Source organism: Bacillus nitratireducens (assembly GCF_036320425.1).
GTDB classification, from domain to species: domain Bacteria; phylum Bacillota; class Bacilli; order Bacillales; family Bacillaceae_G; genus Bacillus_A; species Bacillus_A nitratireducens.
In genome coordinates, this window is the sequence record NZ_JAUMJO010000006.1 from 200,074 (window position 1) to 225,734 (window position 25,661).

The 25,661-nt window shown below is 35.6% G+C and carries 25 protein-coding genes and 1 pseudogene; 6 read left to right on the plus strand and 20 right to left on the minus strand.

Annotated features, from left to right (window positions below):
• The first annotated feature begins 2 nt into the window (after window positions 1–2).
• Complete coding sequence (locus tag Q3V31_RS22950) at window positions 3–1,154, plus strand: ABC transporter permease (RefSeq protein WP_425332960.1); 1,152 nt, start codon at window positions 3–5, stop codon at window positions 1,152–1,154.
• 563 nt (window positions 1,155–1,717) lie between these two features.
• Window positions 1,718–3,146 (plus strand): annotated as a pseudogene (gene entC / locus Q3V31_RS22955) (cell wall-binding protein EntC).
• A gap of 54 nt (window positions 3,147–3,200) precedes the next feature.
• Here the strand turns inward: entC and Q3V31_RS22960 are convergent.
• The 8 genes from Q3V31_RS22960 to Q3V31_RS22995 form a co-directional block, all read right to left on the minus strand.
• Complete coding sequence (locus Q3V31_RS22960) at window positions 3,201–4,124, minus strand: HEAT repeat domain-containing protein (protein WP_329767288.1); 924 nt, start codon at window positions 4,122–4,124, stop codon at window positions 3,201–3,203.
• A gap of 107 nt (window positions 4,125–4,231) precedes the next feature.
• On the minus strand, window positions 4,232–5,317 hold the full coding sequence (locus Q3V31_RS22965) for a DUF871 domain-containing protein (RefSeq protein WP_016128756.1): 1,086 nt from the start codon (window positions 5,315–5,317) through the stop codon (window positions 4,232–4,234).
• Entirely contained in the window at window positions 5,307–5,585 is a 279-nt protein-coding gene (locus Q3V31_RS22970) for a hypothetical protein (protein ID WP_016128755.1), read from the minus strand. The genes Q3V31_RS22965 and Q3V31_RS22970 overlap by 11 nt, the downstream gene beginning before the upstream one ends.
• Window positions 5,561–6,871, minus strand: coding sequence for a PTS sugar transporter subunit IIC (locus Q3V31_RS22975; RefSeq protein WP_016128754.1), 1,311 nt, complete (start codon window positions 6,869–6,871; stop codon window positions 5,561–5,563). The genes Q3V31_RS22970 and Q3V31_RS22975 overlap by 25 nt, the downstream gene beginning before the upstream one ends.
• A gap of 72 nt (window positions 6,872–6,943) precedes the next feature.
• The gene (locus Q3V31_RS22980) at window positions 6,944–7,249 is read right to left on the minus strand and encodes a PTS sugar transporter subunit IIB (RefSeq protein ID WP_016128753.1); all 306 of its coding nucleotides are present in this window, start codon (window positions 7,247–7,249) and stop codon (window positions 6,944–6,946) included.
• 1 nt (window position 7,250) lies between these two features.
• Window positions 7,251–7,571 carry a PTS lactose/cellobiose transporter subunit IIA gene (locus Q3V31_RS22985; protein ID WP_016128752.1) on the minus strand — a complete coding sequence of 107 codons (321 nt, stop codon included), beginning with the start codon at window positions 7,569–7,571 and terminating at the stop codon, window positions 7,251–7,253.
• A gap of 111 nt (window positions 7,572–7,682) precedes the next feature.
• Window positions 7,683–9,623: a BglG family transcription antiterminator gene (locus Q3V31_RS22990; RefSeq protein ID WP_016128751.1), complete on the minus strand. Its 1,941-nt coding sequence runs from the start codon at window positions 9,621–9,623 to the stop codon at window positions 7,683–7,685.
• 147 nt (window positions 9,624–9,770) lie between these two features.
• Window positions 9,771–10,859, minus strand: a complete 1,089-nt coding sequence (locus Q3V31_RS22995; protein ID WP_016128750.1) for a DUF871 domain-containing protein — start codon at window positions 10,857–10,859, stop codon at window positions 9,771–9,773.
• A 472-nt stretch (window positions 10,860–11,331) separates the two neighbouring features.
• On the opposite strand from Q3V31_RS22995, the gene Q3V31_RS23000 reads away from it, so the two are divergent.
• Both Q3V31_RS23000 and Q3V31_RS23005 read left to right on the plus strand, forming a co-directional pair.
• On the plus strand, window positions 11,332–12,534 hold the full coding sequence (locus Q3V31_RS23000) for an MFS transporter (protein ID WP_016128749.1): 1,203 nt from the start codon (window positions 11,332–11,334) through the stop codon (window positions 12,532–12,534).
• Window positions 12,535–12,907: 373 nt separating this feature from the next.
• Entirely contained in the window at window positions 12,908–14,563 is a 1,656-nt protein-coding gene (locus Q3V31_RS23005; protein WP_016128748.1) for a Na/Pi cotransporter family protein, read from the plus strand.
• 36 nt (window positions 14,564–14,599) lie between these two features.
• On the opposite strand, the gene Q3V31_RS23010 is transcribed toward Q3V31_RS23005, so the two are convergent.
• The gene (locus tag Q3V31_RS23010; RefSeq protein ID WP_016128747.1) at window positions 14,600–15,598 is read right to left on the minus strand and encodes a YhdH/YhfP family quinone oxidoreductase; all 999 of its coding nucleotides are present in this window, start codon (window positions 15,596–15,598) and stop codon (window positions 14,600–14,602) included.
• A gap of 314 nt (window positions 15,599–15,912) precedes the next feature.
• Here Q3V31_RS23010 and Q3V31_RS23015 point away from each other — a divergent pair, with 314 nt between their 5' ends.
• Together Q3V31_RS23015 and Q3V31_RS23020 are read left to right on the plus strand one after the other, a co-directional pair.
• Window positions 15,913–17,115: an LCP family protein gene (locus Q3V31_RS23015; RefSeq protein WP_000437397.1), complete on the plus strand. Its 1,203-nt coding sequence runs from the start codon at window positions 15,913–15,915 to the stop codon at window positions 17,113–17,115.
• Between the two features lie 148 nt (window positions 17,116–17,263).
• Complete coding sequence (locus Q3V31_RS23020) at window positions 17,264–17,698, plus strand: YbjN domain-containing protein (RefSeq protein WP_000642367.1); 435 nt, start codon at window positions 17,264–17,266, stop codon at window positions 17,696–17,698.
• Between the two features lie 39 nt (window positions 17,699–17,737).
• On the opposite strand, the gene Q3V31_RS23025 is transcribed toward Q3V31_RS23020, so the two are convergent.
• The 11 genes from Q3V31_RS23025 to Q3V31_RS23075 form a co-directional block, all read right to left on the minus strand.
• Entirely contained in the window at window positions 17,738–18,496 is a 759-nt protein-coding gene (locus tag Q3V31_RS23025) for a sulfite exporter TauE/SafE family protein (protein ID WP_016128746.1), read from the minus strand.
• A 33-nt stretch (window positions 18,497–18,529) separates the two neighbouring features.
• A complete protein-coding gene (locus Q3V31_RS23030; protein ID WP_016128745.1) occupies window positions 18,530–19,009 on the minus strand; it encodes a DsrE/DsrF/DrsH-like family protein in 480 nt (159 codons plus the stop codon).
• 71 nt (window positions 19,010–19,080) lie between these two features.
• The gene (locus Q3V31_RS23035; protein ID WP_016128744.1) at window positions 19,081–19,377 is read right to left on the minus strand and encodes a rhodanese-like domain-containing protein; all 297 of its coding nucleotides are present in this window, start codon (window positions 19,375–19,377) and stop codon (window positions 19,081–19,083) included.
• Between the two features lie 15 nt (window positions 19,378–19,392).
• Window positions 19,393–19,755, minus strand: a complete 363-nt coding sequence (locus Q3V31_RS23040; protein WP_016128743.1) for a rhodanese-like domain-containing protein — start codon at window positions 19,753–19,755, stop codon at window positions 19,393–19,395.
• A gap of 30 nt (window positions 19,756–19,785) precedes the next feature.
• A complete protein-coding gene (locus Q3V31_RS23045; RefSeq protein WP_002074592.1) occupies window positions 19,786–20,016 on the minus strand; it encodes a sulfurtransferase TusA family protein in 231 nt (76 codons plus the stop codon).
• 21 nt (window positions 20,017–20,037) lie between these two features.
• Window positions 20,038–21,174 carry an MBL fold metallo-hydrolase gene (locus tag Q3V31_RS23050; RefSeq protein ID WP_016128742.1) on the minus strand — a complete coding sequence of 379 codons (1,137 nt, stop codon included), beginning with the start codon at window positions 21,172–21,174 and terminating at the stop codon, window positions 20,038–20,040.
• A gap of 38 nt (window positions 21,175–21,212) precedes the next feature.
• Window positions 21,213–21,773: a sulfurtransferase TusA family protein gene (locus tag Q3V31_RS23055; protein WP_016128741.1), complete on the minus strand. Its 561-nt coding sequence runs from the start codon at window positions 21,771–21,773 to the stop codon at window positions 21,213–21,215.
• Between the two features lie 88 nt (window positions 21,774–21,861).
• Window positions 21,862–22,125, minus strand: coding sequence for a metal-sensitive transcriptional regulator (locus Q3V31_RS23060; protein ID WP_016128740.1), 264 nt, complete (start codon window positions 22,123–22,125; stop codon window positions 21,862–21,864).
• 184 nt (window positions 22,126–22,309) lie between these two features.
• Window positions 22,310–23,974: a CoA-disulfide reductase gene (gene cdr, locus Q3V31_RS23065; RefSeq protein WP_000087571.1), complete on the minus strand. Its 1,665-nt coding sequence runs from the start codon at window positions 23,972–23,974 to the stop codon at window positions 22,310–22,312.
• A 266-nt stretch (window positions 23,975–24,240) separates the two neighbouring features.
• Complete coding sequence (locus Q3V31_RS23070) at window positions 24,241–24,825, minus strand: DUF3238 domain-containing protein (RefSeq protein ID WP_001284286.1); 585 nt, start codon at window positions 24,823–24,825, stop codon at window positions 24,241–24,243.
• Window positions 24,826–24,957: 132 nt separating this feature from the next.
• On the minus strand, window positions 24,958–25,542 hold the full coding sequence (locus tag Q3V31_RS23075; protein WP_016128739.1) for a DUF3238 domain-containing protein: 585 nt from the start codon (window positions 25,540–25,542) through the stop codon (window positions 24,958–24,960).
• Between the last annotated feature and the right edge of the window lie 119 nt (window positions 25,543–25,661).

Consider the following 25,661-nt stretch of genomic DNA (forward strand, 5'->3'; position numbering starts at 1 on the left):
GCATGGCCCTTTCCTCTATCTTTGCCCATAAAATGCGTTCTATATTAACGATGCTAGGAATTATTATTGGTATTAGTGCTATTATTACTATCATTTCAATGGGTGATGGTACAAACGCAAAGTTTAAAGAAGAGTTAGGCCAAGGAAAAGATAATGAAATAACGATTTACTACAACAATCCTGACTACGGAACAGATAACGCAAAAATCACACCTGATATGCTAAACCGTCTTCAAACTGTACCAGGCGTAAAAGATGTTTATCCAGATGTAAGTATGAAAGTAAAAGCATCTTCTGGTTCAAAAGATGTCTCTCTTGATTTAAAAGGTGGAACAGGCGCCTTTATGACAGATTCGAAGATAAAATTAGTTCATGGTCGTGAATTAAACGACAGCGAATTAAATCAAGCAATTCCTGCTGTTATATTAAATGAAGAAGCTTTCAATAAATTATTTAGTGGTTGGGAATCAAATCTATACACAGATATAAAAGGAAAGCCATATAAAATAGTTGGTGTATACGAAACGAAAAACGAATTTGGAATGGCTATGCCTGAAGGTTATACATCACTTGAAAATGCGCCTGTCATTTCAGGAGTAAATGAGTATGACTCTGTAAAATTAACAATGACCTCTCCAACAGAACGTAAAAGTGTAGAAAAACAAGCTGTTTCTGTTTTAAACGAAATGAAAGCTCCTAAATTTGAGCACAAATTCGAAGCACAGGACTTAGGTGAATTTACGAAGCAATTAGACGAATCCATTGGTATGATGAAAATGGTATTCGGTGGTATTGCCGCTATCTCCTTACTTGTTGGTGGTATCGGTGTAATGAATATTATGCTTGTATCTGTAACAGAACGTACACGTGAGATTGGTATTCGTAAAGCACTTGGTGCAACGCGTGGTAAAGTATTAACACAATTCTTAATTGAATCTTGTATTTTAACAGGACTCGGTGGTTTCATCGGATTCATGCTCGGTATCTTCTTCGCTTGGATTGTCTCAATATTTGCCGGATGGCCACTCGTTGTCTCAACAGAACTTGGGCTTCTTGCAGTAGGTATTTCAATGCTAATCGGTATTATATTCGGTCTACTACCTGCTAACAAAGCTGCAAAACTTGATCCAATTGAATGTTTACGATATGAGTAAATAAAAAACGTAGGAGTTTACACTCCTACGTTTTTTATTTTATTGAAGGCAAATTCAATTTTATTGCTGTTTTATTAAAAATCTGCGTCTCTAACTTCTACTATATAACTCTGAAGCAATTCACGAACAAATTCATAACAATATCGTCCCTTTAAATCATGTTTCTTCTATTATATATGTTTCATGTTGCGATTACCTTTTTATCCTTGCAGCTTCCATTTCACATTACAACTATCCTGCAATCCTATTATTGCAAAAATACTATGTAATAACACAAATTCAAGGCGTAATTTTTTCCATACTACAACTTATTTTGTAACAATTATATCTCTATTTCATTAAAATCACCCCTATATATACGACTTCACACACAATAAGATTATATTTTCATAACTACATTACGATTCAAATAGTTAAATACCCCTTTTTCGTAACATTATAGAAACATTTAAGTAATACCACTGATATATTATTAATCTATTAGTAATTAAAATGGTGTTGATTTTATGAATCATATGTTCTAATCCCCAGAAAACCGCAAAGAAAACGTTATCAGGATATTAATGGAATTATTACAGAATATTAACGCCTCATTACGAATGCTTTGTAGTTTTGTGTTTTCCGCAAATAAGAAAATAATGGTTGCTATAATGAGGTCAACGAAAAACAAATGCAATGGAGGCTATTATGAAAAAATTTATGGGTATAGCAACAGCAGCGGTTTTTGGTCTTGGGATTTTCACAACATCTGCTAAAGCAGAAACGATTGTAACAACTGATGTACTAAATGTACGAGAAAACCCAACTACTGAATCAAAAGTTGTCGGAAAGTTATTAGATGGATATAAAGTTAACGTTTTACATACAGAAAACGGATGGTCAAAAGTTAAATTAAATAGTGGTAAAGAAGCTTTCATAAGCGCTGACTACACTAAAGATTCTTACTACGTAACAGCAAACGTATTAAACGTACGTGCTGGAGCAAATACAGATTCAGCGATTCTTGGTAAATTGAAAAAAGATGATGTAATCGAAACAACACACCAAGTACAAAATGATTGGATTCAATTTGAATATAACGGCCAAACAGCTTATGTACACGTTCCTTACTTAACAGGAAAAGCGCCAGTTAAAGTTCAGCCAGTAGTTAAAGCTGAAAAAGTAACTAAAGTTCAAGATACAACTAAAGTTCGTGAAGCAGTTAAAGCCGGGGAAGTAGCTGAAACTCAAGCAAAAGCTAAAGCTCAAGAAGCAACTAAAGCTCGTGAAGCAGCTGAAGCTCAAGCAGAAGCTAAGGCTCAAGAAGCGGCTAAAGCTCGTGAATCAGCTAAAGCTCAGGAAGCAGCTGAAGCTCGTGAAGCGGCTAAAGCTCAAGCAGAAGCTAAGGCTCAAGAGGCAACTAAAGCTCAAGAAGCAGCTAAAGCTCAAGAAGCGGCTGAAGCTCAAGCAGCAGCTAAAGCTCAAGAGGCAGCTAAAGCTCGTGAAGCAGCTGAAGCTCAGGAAGCGGCTAAAGCTCAAGAGGCAGCTGAAGCTCGTGAAGCGGCTAAAGCTCAAGAGGCAGCTGAAGCTCGTGAAGCGGCTAAAGCTCAAGAGGCAGCTAAAGCTCGTGAAGCGGCTAAAGCTCAAAAACCAGCTACACAACAACCTGTTGCAAAAGAAACTGAAACAAGTGCACCATCTTCTTCTCGTGAATTAAGAGTTCAAGCAACAGCTTACACAGCGGATCCACTTGAAAATGGTTACAAAGCAGGAGACCAAGTAAAATCAGCTATGGGTCATAACTTAACAGCTAATCCAAACATGAAACTAATTGCAGTTGATCCAAGTGTCATTCCATTAGGTTCAAAAGTATGGGTTGAAGGTTACGGAGTAGCAATCGCTGGTGATACTGGTGGAGCTATTAAAGGAAATAAAATTGATGTTTTAATGCCAGATAAAGGTACATCAAGTAACTGGGGACGTAAAACAGTTACAGTGAAAATTTTAAACTAATTATTAAAAAAAGAGTTAGTCTCATTATTGAGGCTAACTCTTTTTTTATGATTCTTACACTCTTTCTTTCTCTTGAAAGTAACTAATATTATCCCGAATCCATTTTCTCTCTGACATAAACAAGTTTCCTCGTTTTTTATATACTTTATCAAACGTCTTTAAAACTTCTTCATAAGTAGCAAACTTATGCAAGAAACGAAGAGCAATGACGATCTCTGATTCATCAGTAGGCTCTACTTCATTTTTACGTCTTCTAGAAACAACTTTAGTTACACGTTCGCAAATTGGCTTAATCGCCATTTCATCTCCATATGCATAAATAGCTCGAACAGCTTCGTATTTCACCCTAACATTTCTATCCTTTAAAGCTTCAATATAAACTATTTGTAAGTCCGCTCCCACTATTTTCGCTAAAACCTCAATAACAGTTGAACGAACATAAGCACTATCGCAATGTAAAAGCTTTGTTAAAGGTAAGATTGATCGCTTTGTTCCAATCTCATATAAAGTGGCACATATATTTACAATATCATCTCGATTCTCTTCCACTGTAAGTAACTTCAATAAAGCATCTTCTGCTTCCAACGATTTACACAACTTTAAAGCGATGACAGCAGAATAACGAACTCCACTATTTTTATGATATATGTAAGGAATAATTTTATGTGCATTGCTTGCTTCAGATAATTTACTTAAATCTATGAGCATGCTATCTAACACCATCCTGCTTTCTTCACTTTCTAACCGATCTATCAAATAATCTGCAATATACATCTCTTTAGTATTTATTGCAAGTCGTGTAATTAAAAAATAAAGATTTGTTTTTATATATACTTTTCGTGCTTCCATTACTTTCTCTTGAAAACAAGAAAAAAGCGATACATCATTTAACTGCCTCGCTTCTTCATACGCACATTGCCGAATACCTGCTTCTTCATCCGCCATCCGCCTTAATAAATCATCTATATACTCTTCCATCTCCTTCTCTCCCGTCCAAATTAAATCTATCTCTTTGCATTCTATATACGATAGACTACTATTTCAACAGAAAAAAGAGGATGCCGTAGCATCCCCTCCTATCTTCCCTATTCCACACAAGTAAACTGAGTCCAAGCCCCTACATAATCTAGTAAGAACAACTCCTCTTCAGCAATTGTACCGACAATATTTTTCCGTTCATCTATCGGCATTTCCTTCAAGATGATTTGTAGTTCACCTTTATACTTACCAAATGAGTTGTTACCTATTACAACTTGCCCTCTTTCCTGTCGTACACTTTCGCGCACTAGGAAGTCATAGTCTTTGTACTTTTTACGTACTTCTGTAGAACGTACCATATATTCTGTTATGTCGCCGCGTCTTACGTGTAATTCTTGCAGTGTTGCTTTCTTCTCTACTTCAGTCGCTTCGTCTACAAAGTGTACCTTTAGCTGTAACATGTAACGATTTAAGTTTCCTAGTTTCTCTAACTCTTCTTCACTCGCATAAGCATTTCCGATAATAACATCATCAATAAGCCCTGTCGCCCATAAATGTTTCGCTTGTACTTCAATCGGTAAGTTACGATGTTGTTCTAACGTACATAATCCGTCATTAATATCCCATGGACCGATGTCGGCTGCATGGGACGTAATAAAGGCTGCCGTGCGAATGCCATGCTTTTTAAAGCGTTCACTACAGCGAATGAAATAATCATATGGAAGACCAGTGAATTTTTGTGGATAGAAGTTATGACAGCCAATTAAAGCTGGTTTATTCGCCTGGTGCGAAAGAATATTTTCTAAGTATGCAATATCGTTACTTACGTTTAGCTCAATTTTTAAGCCGTACGGATTATTCGTCATTTTCGCCTCTGTTAATCCATCAAATCCTAGATCTAAACGAATACCGTCTGCACCTAACTCTGCGAAGAATGATAGATCACTATAGCTAATACCAAGTTGATCGAATACTGCCGGAGCTACATCTAAAATAACTTCCATATTGTATTCTTTTGCATGATTAATAATTTCTTTAAATTCAGCTACAATTTCTTCTTTCGGACGATTCACAGACAGTAAACAAGTGAATATTCTTGAAAAACCGTGGCGTGCCGCTGCCGAAATGTATGCCATATCTTTTTCTTTCGTTGAATGCTCTGGATAAAGTGAAATTCCTAATTTACGCTCCATGCTTTTGCATCTCCTTCACACGTTGTATTAATGCCATGCTCGTAAATCTATATTTTGCAGATAAACATGTTGCACATAAAATCGTTGGTACAATGATAAAGAACGGTGATTGTAAACTAAATGCTACATAAGCTCCCATTGAACACCCTATAAATAATATCGAAACAAGTAGTAAAACTAATAACGATTTACTTTGTACCCACTTTGAATAATATGCAATACACTGCCCCGCTACGAATGTAATTAAGATGATAATTGCTCCGAGCATTCTGTTTTCTCCTCTCCTGCTATTTGTTGTTTCTCATACATTTTGAAGAATGGATAGTAAATAATAAATGAGATTACAAAGTTAATAATTACAAGTACGCCAGCCATAATTGTCCAGTCCGTACTAATCACTGCTGCAATTGGCGCTAACATCGTAAATGGCAACTTCGCCATCATCAGCGGAATCATACCTGAAACAACTGCGAAATATGATACTGTCGTTGTAACTAACGGTGTAATAACGAATGGAATAATTAAGATTGGGTTCATTACAATTGGTGCCCCGAAAATAATTGGTTCGTTAATATTGAATAAACCTGGTACGAATGATAATCTACCTAACTCTTTTAGGAACTTAGATTTAGAGAACATAAACATAATAACTAAAGCTAACGTTGAGCCCGATCCGCCAATCCATACGAACCATTGAATAAATTGCTCTGTAAATAAGTTTGGTAATTGATGTGCATTTCCTGTAGCTGTGAATACTTCCATATTTTCAAGAATTGCTGAATCCCACATCGGACGAATGATCGGTCCTAAAATCGCAGGGCCATGTATACCGAATGACCAGAAGAACACGATTAAGAATACTGTTAATAAACCGCCGAATAAATTATTTCCTACTAATACTGATTTTAGTGGTGCGATTAAATATGTGATTGTTGTATTCACATCAAATTTCAAACCGTAACGAATACCCCAGAATAAAAGAATAACTACTAGAGTTGGAATTAATGCTGCAAACGAGTTTGCAACTGCTGGTGGTACACTATCTGGTAATTTAATCGAGATATTATGCTTAATCATAAAGTGATAAATTTCTACTGCAATTAATGCTGTAACAATTGCTCCGAATAAAGAAGTTGCACTTAATGTTCCTACTGAAATATATCTACCCGCATCAATAACACCTGGTACAGCTTTTGTTATTTGAATTGGTTCAACTGATGCTAGTAAAAAGGCGAGTACAGATAATAATCCTGCACTTAATTGATTGAGCTGATAAAAGTTCGCGAGTGAAGCCCCTACTCCAAACGCTGCGTATAATGCCATTAATCCTACTGTAAATCGGAATGGAATATCTAAAATATGGCGAAACGGTGCAATCCACTCCATATATGCATCAATTGGTAAGTTTAAAAAGATAACGAAAAATGATCCGACAATCGTTAATGGTAATGTAGAAATAACCCCGTTTCGAATTGCTAATAAATGTCGCTGTCCCGCAATCTTTTGCGTCGTTGGCATAATCTTCTGTTCCATAAAACTCATAAACCCATTCATCAATAGCCCTCCCTTTGTTCAATATGACGAAAAAGTTATAACATTATAATGTTTATGTTTAAAAAAATATAATTACGCTAAAACTAATTCCTCTGCCTGCTTAAGTACTTTTAAACCGTCACACATGCCATAATCTCGTTGGTTTATAATAGCAACTGGTATATCATATGAATTTGCAAGAAACTCTACGGCCGGAAATAAATATTTTACTTGCGGACCAATTAAAACGACATCAGCTTCCTTAATTTCAAGCTTCACAAGTTCTGAATCAACTGCTTTAATTTTATAATCCTTCCCTTGTTTCTTTGCCTCTTCTTGCATTTTTCTTACAACCATACTCGTTGACATACCTGCCGCGCAACATAATAAAATGTACATCTTATACTGTCACTTTCTCTTCCACTCGTTTATGAAGAGTAATAAATTCTTCAGCAAGTTCTTTCACTGTAATGGCATTCATTAAATGATCTTGTGCATGCACTAACAGTAAACTTATTTCTGCATGATTTCCTCTTGCTTCTTCTTGAATTAAGTCTGTTTGAATGCGATGAGCGGATGATATTTCTTCACTAGCAAGTTTCATCTTTTCACTCGCATTCTCAAAATCTCCTTGTCTTGCAAAAGCGATTGCTTCAAGTGCCGCGCTTCTCGCGTTGCCACCATGTAAAATTAACGCAAATGGAGTTTGCATATCAGTCATTTTAAATTCCCCCAAGCTATCTTTTTTCTATATTGTTATCTTATTATGAAAACGCATACAATTAAACATAAAAAACTTCCGTTATGTAACGGAAGTTTTTATATACTTTTCTTATAAAGATAATAATATCTCTTGAAAATCTGCAATTACTTCAGCCTGAGTTAATTTCTCTATCGTATTTTGACTAGACATAATATCGTATAAAAAATCATAAAGCTTTTGTAAATCTTCATTATTATTGCGCTTTACACTAAATAAAATAATAACTTGTACTTTCTTATCTCCCCAGTCAACTGCTTTCTCAAGTGTACAAAACATCAAAAATGTTTTCTCACTTAATAACTGCATCGGATGCGGAATCGCAACTAAATTTCCAACCGCTGTCGGAGATGTATTCTCTCTTTCCATAACAGAATCATAAAAGTTTGCAGGTACATAACTTTTCACAGCAGCTTTCTCACATAAAAACTGAATAACCTCTTCTTTTGTAGAAGCACTACGATTTAAGAAGATCAAATCTTCCTTAATATATTGCTGCACACTACTATTCACATGCGTAAATAACTGCTGACCAATCGATTTAATCTCTTTATTATCAAATATTGAATTCACTTTTATAACTGGCACAGGTAAACCACTCGGTATATGAATCGTACTAATAATACAATCTATTTTCTCTTTGTAAAGTTCTTCTACCTTCAATTGATAATAGCCTGTAATCCCTACAATCTCTAATTTATCTCGGAACTGTGATAGAATTTTATATTTCAATAGCTGTGCACTTCCTTGGCCAGTTGCACAAACTAATAAGCATCTTTTCTTTTGATTCTTTTCTTGCAAACGACTCATCGCTCCACCGAAATGAATAGCAATATAACCAATTTCACTTTCCGGAATCGACTCACCCGTATATTCACCAATTATGTCTCCAACAAGAACCGCAATTTCAAAGGCATATGGATAATTCTTTTTCACTTCTGCCAAAAGAGGATTTCTCGTATTTAATTTATATTTCAAACGGTTTAATAATGTTTTTAAATGAACACCAAACCCAAATAATAATTCCTCATCATAATAAAAAGTAAGATTCCGTTCTTCCGCCACTTTGAAAAGAATATGCTGCATGAATGCATATACGTCTTTCCCTAATAGCTCTTCCACATTTTTAGAGCGATCTCTCGCTGTAACAGCAGTACTTAATAAATGCATCGTCACATATAAAACTTCTTCTTCTGGAAATTGAAGTTTTAGCTCTTCCCCTAAATTCCCTAAAATCTGTTTCGCAATTTTATATTCTTTCTTTATTATAAGTTCAGATTCCTCTACATGCAGTGCTTGAATGTAATGGTCATCCCTGCATCTCTTTAAAGCAATCGCAATATGAATTGATAAATTATCAATTTCTATATCTGATAAATATATCGTTCCTCCCTCGATATACTTTAGTATAACTGAGCGGATGAGAGAAATATGGGGTAACGATAAATATGTGTCCGTCTGCTCATAGTTCTCGTGAAACGGAGTATGATCATAACGCGGTAAACCATATTGTGATAAACAAGAACGAATATTAAATTCTTCTCCCACAATACGTATACCATAATATGGTCTTTTTTCAATTTGTAACTCATAGCGACTACAAATATCCGTAACATCTTTCATAATTAAATTTACAGTTGATTTACTCACATAAATCTCTTCTGCTAACTGTGAAAGCTTCACATATCCCTCTGTCGTTAAAATGCGTTGCAGGATGTACGCTACTCTTTCTTCATAAGAAGTTGGGATCTTTTCCGCCTGTTTTTGAAATAGACTCACGCAAAACTCTTCAAATTTCTTCGTTTGTATAATTTCTAGTTCGTACCCAGTTCCTCTTTGCGATTCGATTTTCGCTCCGTTTTCTTCTAATATATCATTTAATAATTTTACATCCTTTTGAATCGTCTTCGTTGATACATGTAAACGGCTCGCTAAAAAAGCTCGATTTAACATCGATTTCTCTTCTAAAAACTCCTCTAAAATAGAAATTAATCGCTGATGCACTTTTGTCATAGCTCTTCCTCTCGCTCTTTATATAAAAGGGAAAAAGCCACTGAAATCAGTAGTTTTTTCCCTTTTATCCCCGATTAATGAAGACTAATAATCAGTGAGGATGAACTACATTCCCACTGATTAAAGCTTCACTTTATCCCGCTCTCATTATTTCTTTAATGTAAATCCGAATTTATCCCATGCTTGTAAATAATCTAATAAGAAAATTTCTTCTTCCACAATTCGGCCAACTACATTTGTTTTTCCTGTATTCACCATATCTTTTAAAGCAATTTGCAACTCACCTTTATATTGACCATACTGTTCATTATCAATTAAAAGATCACCGCGTTTAATTTCGCGTGTATTATGCGGTTTGAACTCTTCTTTCTTATATTTCACACGACTTTGTGTCGAGCGAATCATATATTCAGATACATCTCCGCGGTAAAAATGAGGCTCGTCTAATACGATAATTTTTTCTAGTTCTGTTGTTGTATCATATAATCCTATATCAAATGTTTGTTTCTCTTTATTTAATGCACCTAGTGCTTGTAATTCTTCTTCTGATGCATAAGCGTTTGCAATAATGACATCATCAATTAATTCTGTCGCAAATAAATGCTTCGCTTGTGTTGTCATCGGTAATTCACGATGCTGCTCTAATGTACATAAGCCTTCTGTTACTGGCCAAGGTCCGTATGTTGCATCAAATGATGAAATAAAAGCAGCCGTTCTCATACCGTAATCTTTAAATTGTTTCGAGCATTTAATGAAATGATCGTATGATAATCCTGAATAACGATGTGGATAAAAATTATGGCAACCAATTAAATTTTCACGATTTGGTCTATGGCTCATAATGTTATCTACATATTTCGTACCGTTACTCATATTAATTTCAATTTTTAAGCCGTATGGATTGTAAGTCATAATCGATTCTTCTAAACCAGAGAATCCAACATCTAAACGGATACCGTACGCTCCTAACTCATGGAAGAACGATAAATCATTATATGAAATACCTAATTGTGTAAAGACAGACGGACTAATATCAACTAATACTTGGAACCCTAATGCATTTGCATGAGAGATTGTTTCCTTAAACTCTTCTATAATTTTCTCTTTTTCGCCATCTACAGATAATAAACATGTGAATACACGTGTAAACCCATATTTACTTGCTAATGTTACATACTCTTTATCTTTCTCTACTGTCGAATGTTCTGGATAAATAGAAATACCTAATCGTCTCATATGTACACGCCTCTTTCTTCATCATATTGTAAACCTTTTCAAATATATGTAGCGAAAAAGTATGTATCCCCTTCTCTTCCACTACAATTTGAATCCGCTTTCTTTAAAGAAAAAACAATTTCTATCATTCATAACAATTACTAGTCTATACATCTATACTTTACATCTTTTTTTCATAGTTGTGTAGCCTTTACACAAATTTGTCAGTTTTCCACCTAAAAAATTGTTATCCGCTTTCAAGACACCTTCCTTGACTGTTATGTTGACCAATACATATACTCGAAAGAACAGAGATAAAGTGAAACTTTAATCAGTGGGGGTTTTGTTCATCCCCCACTGATTATTAGCCTTCACCAATCGGGCGTTTACGGGCAGCCCGACTCCCACCTAACTTCTTTGCTCCAGCCAGATTTTGAGGTGGGAGTTTTACTGCCCGCAAATAGCGGAAAACTTTTATATAGGGGATGAATATATGGGAGAGGCAATACTCGTAAAACGAGAACCGTTATGGACGAAAGAGTTTATTGCGCTAATTCTAGCAAACTTATGTATGTTTTTAGGGTTTCAAATGTTAATTCCTACTTTGCCTGTTTATGTGAAAGAAATTGGCGGCACAAGTTCCAATATCGGATTAGTTGTCGGTATGTTTACCGTTGCAGCACTTTTTATTAGGCCACTAACTGGAAATGCCTTGCAAAAATTCAACAAAAAAATCATTTTAATGATCGGTACCGCTATTTGTTTACTCGCTATGGGCAGTTATCTTTTCGCTTCAACCGTTTTCCTATTACTTGCCGTTCGAATTTTACACGGAGCTGGTTTTGGTATTACAACGACTACATATGGAACTGTCGTTTCAGACTTAATTCCGCAAGCTCGCCGCGGTGAAGGCATGGGGTATTTCGGTCTTTCTGGAACTATTGCCATGGCGCTCGGTCCCCTTATCGGACTTTGGCTTATGCAAGCATATAACTTCACGATTCTTTTTTTATGTGCACTTTCATGCACAATAGTTTCATTAATATTAACGAAACTACTTCAAATCAAAAAATCGCCGCAACCACCACAACAAACATCTGGTACCTTTCTCGATGGATTTATTGAGCGTAAAGCTTTACTTCCTTCACTATTAATATTATGTATTACATTAATGTACGGGGGAATTGGGAGCTTTATCACATTATTTGCTACGGAAGTCGGGATTGCTGATATTAGTCTCTTCTTTTTATTTAATGCACTTGCAATCGCTGTAACCCGCCCGTTTTCCGGAAAATTATATGATACGAAAGGCCATACATTCGTCATCATTCCAGGAGTTATTATTACGTTTACAGGTATTATTTTATTGTCGTATACAACTACAATTCCGAGCTTAATTATTGCCGCAGCGTGTTACGGAAGTGGTTTCGGAGCAATTCAACCAGCACTACAAGCGTGGATGATTGACCGAGTAGCACCACACCGACGAGGAGTAGCAACAGCAACATTCTTCTCAGCATTTGATCTTGGAATTGGTGCTGGAGCGATTATTTTTGGATTCATTGCACACTTTACCAACTATGCAACTGTATATCGATATTCCTCTTTATTACTTATTGCTTTCTTGTTCATTTATATTACAAGTATAAAAAAACAAAAGCATGGAGATAAAAATAAAGAAAAAGCTGCTGGATAATTCAGTGGCTTTTTTCATCCCACAATAACCTCATACTAATCAATACACGTTAAACATTCCCCATTTTTCGATGGTATAAAACTACAGGCATTTCCCTACATATTTTTTTAACTTTCATCAAAAAATATACGATGAACTCGCAGACGCTTTTTTTCATATCTAATCAAACAATACCATTCTAAAAAGTGTGATTTATTTACAAAATTAAGATTTATATAAGATGAAAACCAATAAAATACAGCTGTTTCTTTAAAGAATTGTAAACTTTTTATCCCTTTGTAAAGTTAGTGTAAATTTTACTGATAAACCGTTTACAGTGCCTCAAGGTTTAGTTAATAATTACATCGTACATGAAATTTAAGGAGTGGAATGCGTGGAATACAATATTCAAGATATGATCTTCCAGTTCATTGGTGGATTAGGTATTTTCTTATTCGGGATTAAATACATGGGCGATGGACTGCAACAAGCAGCTGGAGATCGTCTTCGCGATATTTTAGATCGCTTTACAACAAACCCACTTATGGGTGTACTAGCAGGTATGTTAGTTACTGTATTAATCCAATCAAGTTCAGGAACAACAGCTTTAACAGTCGGACTTGTAAGTGCCGGATTTATGACATTAAGACAAGCAATCGGTGTTATTATGGGTGCGAACATCGGCACGACAGTTACTGCATTTATTATCGGAATTAAAATCGGAGAATATGCTCTCCCAGTTATGGCAGTTGGAGCGATCTTACTATTCTTCTTTAAAAATAAAAAAGTACATTCTGTAGGTCAAGTTGTATTCGGTTTTGGTATGTTATTCTTCGGTTTAGAATTAATGAGCGCAGGTATGAAACCTCTTCGTTCTTTAGAGTCATTCCAAGAGTTAATGGTTAGCATGAGTGATAATCCAATTTTAGGAATTATTGTCGGTACAGTGTTCACTTTAATTGTACAAAGCTCAAGCGCAACAATCGGTATTTTACAAGAACTATTCGGTCAAGGTGCTATTGATTTACAAGCTGCTCTTCCTGTATTATTCGGTGATAACATCGGTACAACAATTACAGCCGTATTAGCAGCAATCGGTACTTCAATTGCAGCAAGACGTGCAGCATTAGTTCACGTTATCTTTAATATTATCGGTACCATTATCTTTACGATTATATTAATACCATTTACAAGTTTAATTCAATATTTCCAAACGTCATTAAATTTAAATCCAGAAATGACAATTGCATTTGCACATGGAACATTTAACGTAACGAATACAATCATTCAGTTCCCATTCATTGCAGTATTAGCCTGGATTGTAACAAAAATTATTCGTGGTGAAGATGCATCTATTAACTTCAAACCACAACATTTAAATCCAATCTTTATTGAACAATCTCCAGCTATTGCTTTAACAGAAGCTCAAAAAGAGATTATCCGTATGGCGGAGTTTTCATTAGATGGATTAAAAGAAGCAAATCAATTTTTAAATACACAAGACAAAAAACATGCTAACATGGCTACTCAATTAGAAGGCGCTATTAACAATTTAGATAAAAAAATTACCGAGTATTTAGTTTTACTATCAGAAAAACCACTTTCATCAGCAGATTCTGAGAAGCATTCTGTTTTAGCTGGTGTTGTGGGGGATATTGAACGTGTCGGTGATCATGTAGAAAACCTTGTCGAACTTGTAGATTTCCAAATTTCAAACCGTGTTTCACTATCGGATGAAGCACTAGCTGAACTAAATGAAATGCTTGAATTAACAATTTCAACATTACAAGATGCAATCAATGCTTTAACAAACTTTGACACTGAACTAGCTCAAACTGTTATTGCAAAAGAGCGTAAAATTGACCAAATGGAACGTGTTCTTCGCAAACGTCACGTAATACGTCTAAACGAACGTAGCTGTTCAGGCGATGCGAGTATCATCTTCGTTGACATGGTAAGTAACTTAGAGCGTATCGGTGATCACGCTGTAAATATTGCTGATGGTGTTTTAGGTGAGCAAGGTAAACTAGCAGTAAAACAATCATTATAATTACAAAAAGAGACGCTAATGTAAGCGTCTCTTTTTTCATTTCATCTTTACAACCGTTCTTCCTTTTAACTTTCCTTGCAGTATAAGTGCAAACTTCTCATCTAATTCTTCTAATGTACATTCTTCTGTATAAGATAATAGCTCTAAGTTTTTCCAATCGGTCGCTAACAATGCCCACACTTCTCTTCTCATGTCTACTGGACATTGCACTGAATCTATTCCTAAAAGGCTAATACCTCGTAATATGAATGGATATACCGTTGTATTTAACTCCTGCCCCGCTACATTACCACACGTCGTGACACAACCGTCATACTGTAGTGATTTTAAAGCTGTTTCTAACATCCTTCCGCCTACAGTATCGACAACCCCAGCGTATATTCCTTTAAGCATCGGTCTTCCTGATTCATCACTCAACTCCGCGCGGTGAATCATCTGTTTTGCACCTAAACGTAGCAACATCTCTTTCTCTTCTCTTTTTCCCGTTGCCCCTACTACGTTATATCCTAACTTCCCTAAAATACTAACTGCTACACTGCCTACTCCGCCCGTAGCACCCGTTACTAAAACATCTCCCATACTAGGCGTAATTCCCGCTCTAATGAGCTTATACACCGATAAGGCAGCTGTAAAACCGGCTGTCCCGTACATCATACTTTCCTTCAAAGACATTTCTTTTGGTAAAGGAACAACCCAAGATGATGGCACGCGAATATATTCTCCGAAACCACCAGAAGTATTCATACCTAAATCATATCCAGTTACAATAACTTGATCGCCTTCCTGAAATGCGTTATTTTCACTACTAACTACCTCTCCCGCTGCATCAATGCCTGGTGTATGAGGGTATGTTCTCGTTACACCTTTGTTACCCGTAGCTGAAAGGGCATCTTTATAATTTAATGAAGAGTAATGAACCCGTATTAGCACATCTCCTTCAGGTAAACTATTAATTTCTCTCTCAACAAGCTTTCTTTCAAATTGATTATTTTCTTTTTCGTTCACGACAATTGCTCGGAATGATGTATTATTCATTATGCTCTCTCCTTCATCCGTAAAATCTTTCTTTATTATATAAGAAGTACATATACAGCTCATCACATCTTCTTGGCTATATTTCAACAAATCTTACTTCTCTATCACTTTCTCACATTGCATATTTTCATTTCTACTAAAACAACTTATACTTATTCTACATCTCAAAAATAAAATATATAAAATCTGACTTTTTATAAATAAATTGAATTTTTACGAAATGTAAATGATTTGTAATGTTTTTTTTCGCTAAATTTCATTATAATAAGTGGATATGAGTGTCGTATTTCAATCCAAATGAAGGAGTACAGGAAATGGAGCAAAACCCATCTTTGCAAGAAAATACACGCAATAAACCGAAAAAAAGTAAGAAAAAAATAAAAATTATTATAAGCGCTATTCTATTCTTTTTAATAGTAGGCGGCGGTTATACTTGGTTTTTAGCAAATAAAGCATCTTCTGCTATTCGAAATGCCGCACACGATTTAGCGCGCGGTGATAAATCTGATTTACGTGATAAGGCTGTAAAACCTATTACAAACAATGTATCTGTCTTAATCATGGGTGTTGATGAAAGCGATGTCCGTGGGAAAGAATACGGTGAAGCTATAAGAACGGATGCACTATTACTTGCAACTTTTAATAAAGATAGCAAAACTGTTAAACTATTAAGTATTCCACGTGACACATATACTTATATTCCAGTAGAAAAGAAAAAAGATAAAATTACACACGCTCATGCATTCGGTTCTGCTAAAAACGGAAAAGATGGTGGACCACAAGCAAGCATTGATGCAGTTGAAAAATTAATGAATGTTCCTGTCGATTACTTTGTAAAATTCAACTTTAAATCATTTATAAAAATCGTCGATGACTTAGGCGGTATTGAAGTTGATGTACCCGTTGAATTTACTGAGCAAGATAGCAACGATAATGCTGAGGCAATTCACCTGCAAAAAGGTGTTCAAAAGTTAAATGGCGAAGAAGCACTTGCTCTTGCTAGAACAAGGCACATTGATAGTGATGCAATGCGTGGACAACGTCAGCAACTTGTTATTGAAGCTATTTTAAAGAAACTAACAAGTGTTGGATCTGTAACAAAAGTTGGTAATATCATTGATGATATTAACGGACAATTCGTTACAAACTTAACATTCGACGATATGCTTTCATTCTATAAATATGGAGCAGATTCTTCAATTGAGAAATTACAAATTGAAGGTGAAGATTGTTACATGGCAAAAGGTGATGATACATGTAGTAAGTCAGCTGGTGGTGGCCGAACTTACTATTACAATCCAGATAAAAAAGAATTAGCTAATGTTACAAACGAACTTCGTAGTCACCTTGGACTACCTGCCTATACAAAATCTGATTCTGATTCGAAAAAAACAAGCTCAGAGAAAACAAAAGAATCTACGTCTGAAAATACGAGTGAACGCGAATCAAGTAACCATGAGACTCAAAATAAGAATAACAGTGAAGATACAGAAACATCGACTAATGACAATGAATAAAGTGAAGCAGTGCTCTATCTCCATAGAGCACTGCTTCTTTTTAATGCTTTCAAAACAAAAAATCAGAACTTTCCAACTATCTTTTTTAATATTTTTAAATTATAATAAATAATAGTAATCTATTCCAATTATCAGGGGGCTCACACATATGAAAGCTGCAGTAAAACATAACATTTCAGATTTTAAAGAGTACTTAAAATCAAACGATATATATATGGAAGAAAATATAGATGAAAATGATGGTTCTGTACATTTCTCAGTAGGACTAGAAACAGAAGCTGGCGCAAAAATTCAACTTATCGCTGCTTTCGACAGCGAAAATCCTACTGTGGATATATACTGCTTCAATGTTGCTCACGTACCTGATTCGACAAATGACATTTTACACGTCATCAATGAATTAAACACATCTTACCGATTTGCAAAATTCACGCTAAATAAGCAAAATGCAATTGATATTTCAACATCTCTTGCATTCTCAGAACCAAACTTTAATCCAGCACTTGTCTTTGAACATACGAGAATGCTATATAAATTAGCAAATGACGAGTATAAAAACTTAATGAAAGTTATTTGGGCATAAGTAAAAGGATGGGCTGCAAGCAGCACCATCCTTTTCTATTCATATCATATCGATCCACATCTTTATAGCGGTGCCTACAATTAAAATAGACAATACATATTGTAAAACCTTTTGATTCACTCTCTTCCCTACTCTCACCCCAAGAGGAGCGGCAAATAAACTTGCTATCGCAACGATAAGAGCTGGCATAACAACTAATTGTCCAGTAATCACTTTCCCCGTCGTAATCCCTACCGAGGAAATAAACGTAATAGCGATAGATGTTGCTATTGTCGTACGTATTGGTAGTTTTAAAACAACTAGCATAATCGGGACTAAAAGAAATGCACCACCTGCCCCAATAATGCCGGAAACACTTCCTACAATAAACGCTAACATACTTGCTAACCATTTATTATAATTAACTGCTCTGCTATTATTTTTCTTCGGTACAAACATCATAATGGCCGCAATAGTAGCTAGTAATGTGTAAACAATGTTTACAGCATGCTCATTTAATGAATTCGCGCTAAAGCTACCTACAAAGCTTCCTATTAATATACTAGCTCCCATATACACAACTAAAGTTTTATCCATATCGTTACTTTTCCTGTACGCCCACGCGCCTGCAAAAGTTGCAAAGAACACTTGAATCGCTGTAATACCACTCACTTCATGTGATGTATAGCCAGTAAATCCTAGCAATACTGGAATGTATAAGATCATCGGATAATTAATGATTGCACCGCCAATTCCAACCATCCCTGATATGAATGACCCTATAAACCCAATAATAAATAGTAGCACTGTTAAACTCATATTGTACCCCTCGCCTTCTAAAAAGAAGGTAATTTAAATAAATAAATTTACATTTCCATCCGAAGCATCTGCTAAATATGCTCCTACCCCAGCAAATTCTACCCCTTCCATAATCTCTTCCTCTTTTAACCCTAATAAATCTACCGTCATTTGACAAGCTACAAGATTAACTCCCTGTTCTTTCGCCAAATCCATTAAATCTGGTAAAGGCATCGCATTGTGCTTCTTCATAATACCTTTAATCATCTTTGGTCCCATACCGGCAAAATTCATTTTTGATAATCCCATCTTATTTACACCGCGCGGCATCATTTTTCCAAATACTTTTTCTATGAAAGTTTTCTTTACCTTCACATGCTCATCTTTCCTTAAAGCATTTAAGCCCCAAAAAGTATGAAAAATAGTCACCTCTTGATCATACGCCGCTGCACCATTTGCAATAATATAAGCTGCCATCGCTTTATCATAATCTCCACTAAATAAAACAATCGTCGTTTTCTTCTGTTGTTCCATGTTGTTCTCCCTCCAATTACCTATAGGGGTATTTTATTGTTTGTAAAAAGATCAAATCGTTTATCTCCGTACTATACGACTTTACCTTCCCAAGCTAACATACCACCTACCATATTGATCGCTCGAAAACCGTAGCTCTCTAAAAACTGAACTGCTCTTGCGCTTCTTCCTCCTGAGCGACAAACGATAATATATTCCTGATTTTTATTTAGCTCATGCATACGAAATTCTAATAGTCCTAGCGGAATATTACATGCTTCTAGAATTTTCCCTTCGGCTACTTCTTCTACTTCACGTACATCTACAATATTTACCGCTTCTTTACGTAACAATTTTTCTTCTAATTCTTTTGCAGTCATTTCTTTCATTTTTCTATCTCCTTCTTAATTACAAGCGTTCATACCGCCTGAAACATTTATAACGTGCTGAAATCCTAATTTCTTTAATACCTTTGCTGCTTGCTTACTTCTCATCCCCCTCTGACAAATAACGATTACTTCCTTATTTTTATCTAATTGATTTGCTTTACTAGCTAACTCATTTAGCGGGATATTCTGAAATCCTTTCATATGATTTCCTCTATATTCACCTACTGTACGAACATCGATGAATTGTTTTCCCTTTTTCCCCACCATACTCTTTAATTCTGTTCCATTTATATTTTTGACACCTTTTACTGGTAAAAAACGTGAAATAACAAACCCTGCAGCAAGTACAATGAAAAGCGTACTTAATATTGTATTCATATAACCAACCTCTCTACATTTATAAAACTACTACGCCTTCTTAATCCAAAATTTCAGCACATCAGCTTCTTCTGCACGCTTTACGATGTCATGACCACCTTTATTTGCCCACGCTGGAATATCCTTAACTGACCCTTTATCCGTTACATGTACTTCTAACACTTCTCCAGTTTGTAAAGTATCCATCGCTCTTTTCGTTCTTACAATCGGCATTGGACATGCTAAACCTTTCGCATCTAATACTTGTTTTACATTCATCATCTATTCCTCCAGTTTGTTATTTTATAATGAATCATGAACTGCACAACGATTTGGACCAATCTCCATTTCACGCTCTTCTTCCACACTCGGATAAATCTTACCCATATTCGTTTGACGAATTTCTTCATAAGCATTCGGCTGAGGCGGTAAGTTCTCTGTCACCGTTTTACGAAACTCTACCTCATCGGCAATATTTAATCCTACATTCTCCTTAAATAAATCTTGTAAATGCGCACTCACAATACCTCTGTCGTCCATTTCACTTATTTTTGAATAATGAGCCGGTAAAACAATTAAATCTTGAGATAATTCCTTATAACGTTTATATAAAGTATTTCGTAAATCCCCTACCCAGTCTTCCGCCTTCCCAGCAAGATCTGGACGCCCGATTGAATCTACAAATAAAATATCGCCTGATAATAAATAGGAATCATCTACAATAAATGATGTACTTCCAATCGTATGCCCCGGTGAGTATAATGCGTCAATTTCAATTTTGGTACCCCCCACCGTAATGACAGCTCCTTCAACAAGCGGTTTATATGAGAAAACGACTTCCTCCGCATCCTTTGGAGGTAACCAATACGTACCGCCTACTTTTTCAGCTAACTTACGCCCACCAGAAATATGATCTGCATGTAGATGTGTATCCATTACGTTAGTAATAGTAGCTCCGTGCTCTTTTGCAAAATCTTCGTATGCTTCAATTGTTCTCACCGCATCAATGACTGCTGCTTCACCGTTTGAAATGACCATATAAGATAAACACCCTTTTCCAAGGCGATTAAATTGATATATACTTCCCTCGCCCTGTACATCTCCTACTTTTAATGGCTTCACATATTCACTCCAAGCTTTCATACCGCCAGCTAAATAATAAACATTATTGAAACCAGCATCTAACAATTGCTCAGCAACAAACTGTGAAGAACCTTCTTTCGCACATACGACTAAAATTTCTTTCTCCTTAGGCAATTCCTCTACAATATGATCTACACCATCTAATAAATCAAAATACGGTTTATTTATAGAAGAAATTTGTTTCCCTTCAATTTTCCAATCTTCATAATCCGTCTCGTTACGAACATCTAAAATAAACAACTCTCCGAATAAAACTTTCTCTGCAACATCTTTTGCATGTAACGGTTTAACAGTCATCCTATTACCCCCATAGGTATATTTTGATTTAAAAAATTTTATTTTTCCACATTCCCTTGCCACTCTAACATACCTGGAATGACATTCTTCACATTTGAATAACCTTTCTCTTTCAACATTTGACAAGCTGCATCACTACGGTTACCAGTTCGGCAAACAACATAAATTGGCTTCACATGGTCTAACCTAGCACTATCTATTTCACCTAATGGAACAGAAATGGCAGATGGAATATGGCCAAAGGCAAATTCCGCCGTTTCACGAACATCTAATACAGTACACTCTTCACCACTTAATAATAGATCTTGCAATTCCGCATTCGTAATCGTATGAGGATACTTCACAACTTCATTTACTTCATGTTCGTGTGCTTTTCTTACATAATGCTTTAATATATCTCCCTCTTGTTTCGTTCCAATATATTGATGCCCTACTTTACTTGACCAACTTTGAATATCTAGCGTAGAACCTTTATCTGTCGCCTCTATTTCAATAACTTGCCCTGATGCCAACCCTTCCATCGCCTTTTTTGTCTTCACAATTGGCATCGGACAAGCCAAGCCTTTACAGTCTAAACTCGTATCAACTTTTATACTCATAATCATTTCCTCCCTAATTATTATACATATACCTGTAGGGGTATAATAAAATGTTTTTGAAAATCTGTCAACACATAGGTTTGACAGATTATCTGCTTTTTACAAGTAATTGAACCGCTTCTTTAATTAACTCTTCATTTGAGCCATTACCTGCCTCAAACTGCTCACGTAAACATTGCTCTAAATTTGTTCCCACAACGAGTCCAATTGTACGATCAAGTGCAGAACGGGATGCAGTTAACTGTGTAATAACATCTCGGCAATCTTTTCCCTCTTCCATCATGCGAAGCACACCACGAACTTGACCTTCAATACGTTTCAATCTATTTTTCATATCTTGATTATATTCCATTCTACAATCACCTCATTACCATTATGTCACCATTTATAACTTATGACAATATATTATACCCTACAGGGTATTTTGTAAACCCCTATTTTTATTTTTCATCTTACATGTTCGCAAAACAAAAAGTGAAACCTTAATCCATGGGGTTCATCCTCCACCAAATTTTGAATTGAAAGATGAACAAATATCAATATACAATCCGGTCTGGTAATACTGTTCCGTATAATTTAAAGCCACCATCTACATTCTTTACCTTATATCCTTTTTCCATTAACATACGTGCTGCAACATATCCCCTCATACCAAGCTGACAAGTAATATATATTTCTTTATCTAATGGCACTTCATCCAAGCGATCACGTAATTCATCTAATGGAATATTAATAGAACCTTTAATCATTCCTTGCTTTAATTCATTAGGCTCTCGAACATCAATTAGATATCCATCATTTTCAACAATACGATCAATTTCATGCCATTGTACTGTATCAACAAAACCATCTACTATGTTGCTTGCCGCATACCCTACCATGTTTACTGGATCTTTTGCAGAAGAATACGGTGGTGCATATGATAATTCTAAATCCGGTAAATCAATTACAGTTAAATTCGCCTTCATCGCTGTTGCAATAACATCGATACGCTTATCTACCCCGTCACGTCCTAAAGCCTGTGCTCCATAAATTTTTCCACTCTCTTTATTAAAAATTAATTTTATTAGTACTGGCGTAGCATTCGGATAGTATCCAGCATGGGAATTTGCTTGTACGTGTACTACCTCATAGGGTATATTTAATCGTTTTAATATTTTCTCATTTACTCCAGTCGAAGCAACTGTTAAATCAAAAACTTTAGCTATAGAAGTTCCCATCGTACCTTTATATAAAGAATCCGTATGTCCATGAATAATATCTGCTAACATGCGACCTTGACGATTAGCTGGCCACGCTAAAGGAATCATCGTTTCTGTTTCTGTAACAAAATCTTTCACTTCAATCGCATCACCGATTGCATATATATGAGAATCCGACGTTTGAAATTTTTCATTTACTTTTATCGTTCCTCTAACTCCTAGTGCTAATCCTGCATCCTTCGCTAAACTACGCTCTGGTTGTACACCAATTGCTAAAATAATCATATCTGTCTTTATAATTGACCCACTCTTTAGACGTACAATACTCCCCTTCTCCTCTAATGCATCTACACCGTCTTCAAAAACAAGCTCAACATTGTGCTTTTTCATATGCTCGTGTACATATGCCGCCATTTCATAATCAATCGGTGGCATCACTTGATTGGCCATCTCTACGAGAGTAACATCAAGTCCTCGTCCTCTTAAGTTTTCAACCATTTCCACTCCAATAAATCCACCACCAATAACCGTCGCATGATGTGGTTTCTTCTCATCAATGTACGCTTTAATACGATCTGTATCAGGTACATTTCGTAACGTAAACAACGCCTTCGCTTCCTCAATACCCGGAATAGGTGGAACAATTGGTTTCGCCCCTGGTGAAAGAATTAAAACATCATATTCCTCGTTATATGTTTCATTTGTAGTTACATTCTTTATAGTAATTGTTTTCTCTTCTTTATTAATTTTTACTACTTCACTCAATACACGTATATCTAAATTAAAGCGCTTTGACATCTTTTCAACTGTCTGCACTAATAGTTTTTGTCTTTCTGTAATTACACCGCCAATATAGTATGGTAATCCACAGTTTGCAAATGAAATATATTCACCGCGTTCAACCATAATAATTTCATCTTCTTCACTTAATCGACGAAGCCTTGCAGCTACCGATGCCCCGCCCGCAACTCCACCTACTACAACAATTTTTCTAGACATATTTCAAACCTCCATGTTGTTTATTATTTAATTTCTTCATGTATTACAAACAAAAACTCATACCCGTATGGGTATATAATAAAATATACAAAAATCATTTTCAATATATATATCTTTTGTTCACAAATTCGAAACAAAAAAGAACTTAGATAGCTCCAAGTTCTTTTCTGTATGATTGAATCCATGCCTAAAGGCGGCGTAGTATGGAGTAATACTTATTTTTGACGGCTGAATTCATTTACGAATGAAGTAATTTGTCATACTTCCTATAAACTCTTTGTAAAACTATAATCCATTTCTCCACCTAACGCTTCAGGTGTATCACCAGTTTCTCTAAAATCATGTGTATAAATTTGTTCAAATGAACCGAAATCTACTTGCTTATAAAATTCGAAACAAGGGAATCCATCATGTTCTCCTTGAATATCGATACTACCATCCTTTTTCACACATACAGTTAATAAATAGTCCACAGGAGGGGCATACATATTTAACGGATTACTAGCGCTTGCACTCATTTTGAATTGCACACCGTCAGAATTCCATGAAATATCCGTACACACAATATTTTCAGTACTCGCTTTTCCTGTTCTTTTATTCGCAGAACCATCTGGATTTGTGACCTTCTCTGTCGTAATACCCGTGTTTGCATATGAAAACACTTCTTCTTTATAAAAGTCCACTACTACCTCTTGCTCAACTCTAGAGCGCATAGTATTTACCGCATGTGGTGTAAATTCACGTGAATCACCTTCGAATTGGATTACTTTCCCTGTTTGTACATCCTTCTTCGGTTCTGTCCAAGACATTGGAATAAATACGTTGGCTCTAATTTTAACGATATTGGCCATAAGAAACACCTCTATAATTTTATTTTAGATACTGCATACTATGGAGTAAAACAGACCACAATTTCGTTCCCATAATCAATAGCCTTCTCTTTTACATTTGCTACTTCCTTCTGAAAAATAGCGCTATATTTATTAGATTGTCGTTTTAAAACTATATTCCATTTCTCCCGCTAGTGCTGCTGGGGTATCATCCGTTTCTCTGAAATCATGCGTGTATATTAATTCAAATGAACCAAAGTCTAATTGTTTATAAAATTCATAGCAAGGGAAACCATCATGTACACCTTCAACATGCACAGTACCACTTTCATTAACTCGTATAGTCAAAAAATAATCAGCTGCAGGTGCTGCCGCGTTTAAAGGATTACTTGCACTTGCTCTCATTTCAAATGAAACTTCATCTTTACTCCATACAATGTTTGTACATGCAATGTTATCTGTACTTGTTTCTCCCTTTTGATACTCAATTGAGCCATCTGGATTTGTAATCTTCACAGTGACGATACAAGCATCTGCATATGTGAAAATTTCTCTTTTATAAAAATCAACAGTCACTTCTTGTTCTAATCTTGAACGCTTTGTGTTCACAGCGTATGGTGCAAATTCACGTGCATCTCCAGCATATTCAAATACTCTTCCTGTTGCAGGATCCTTAATAGGTTTCAGCGATGTATATGGTGCAAATTCACTCCCTCTAATTTTAACGATATTAACCATGTGAAACCTCCATTGCTTCTATTTAGATAAATCATTATTTGCTCTATCACTAATATATAGTCAATTTGATTGACTATATCCTGTATAGTACAATAGGTTTCACCTATAGTCAACTTAAT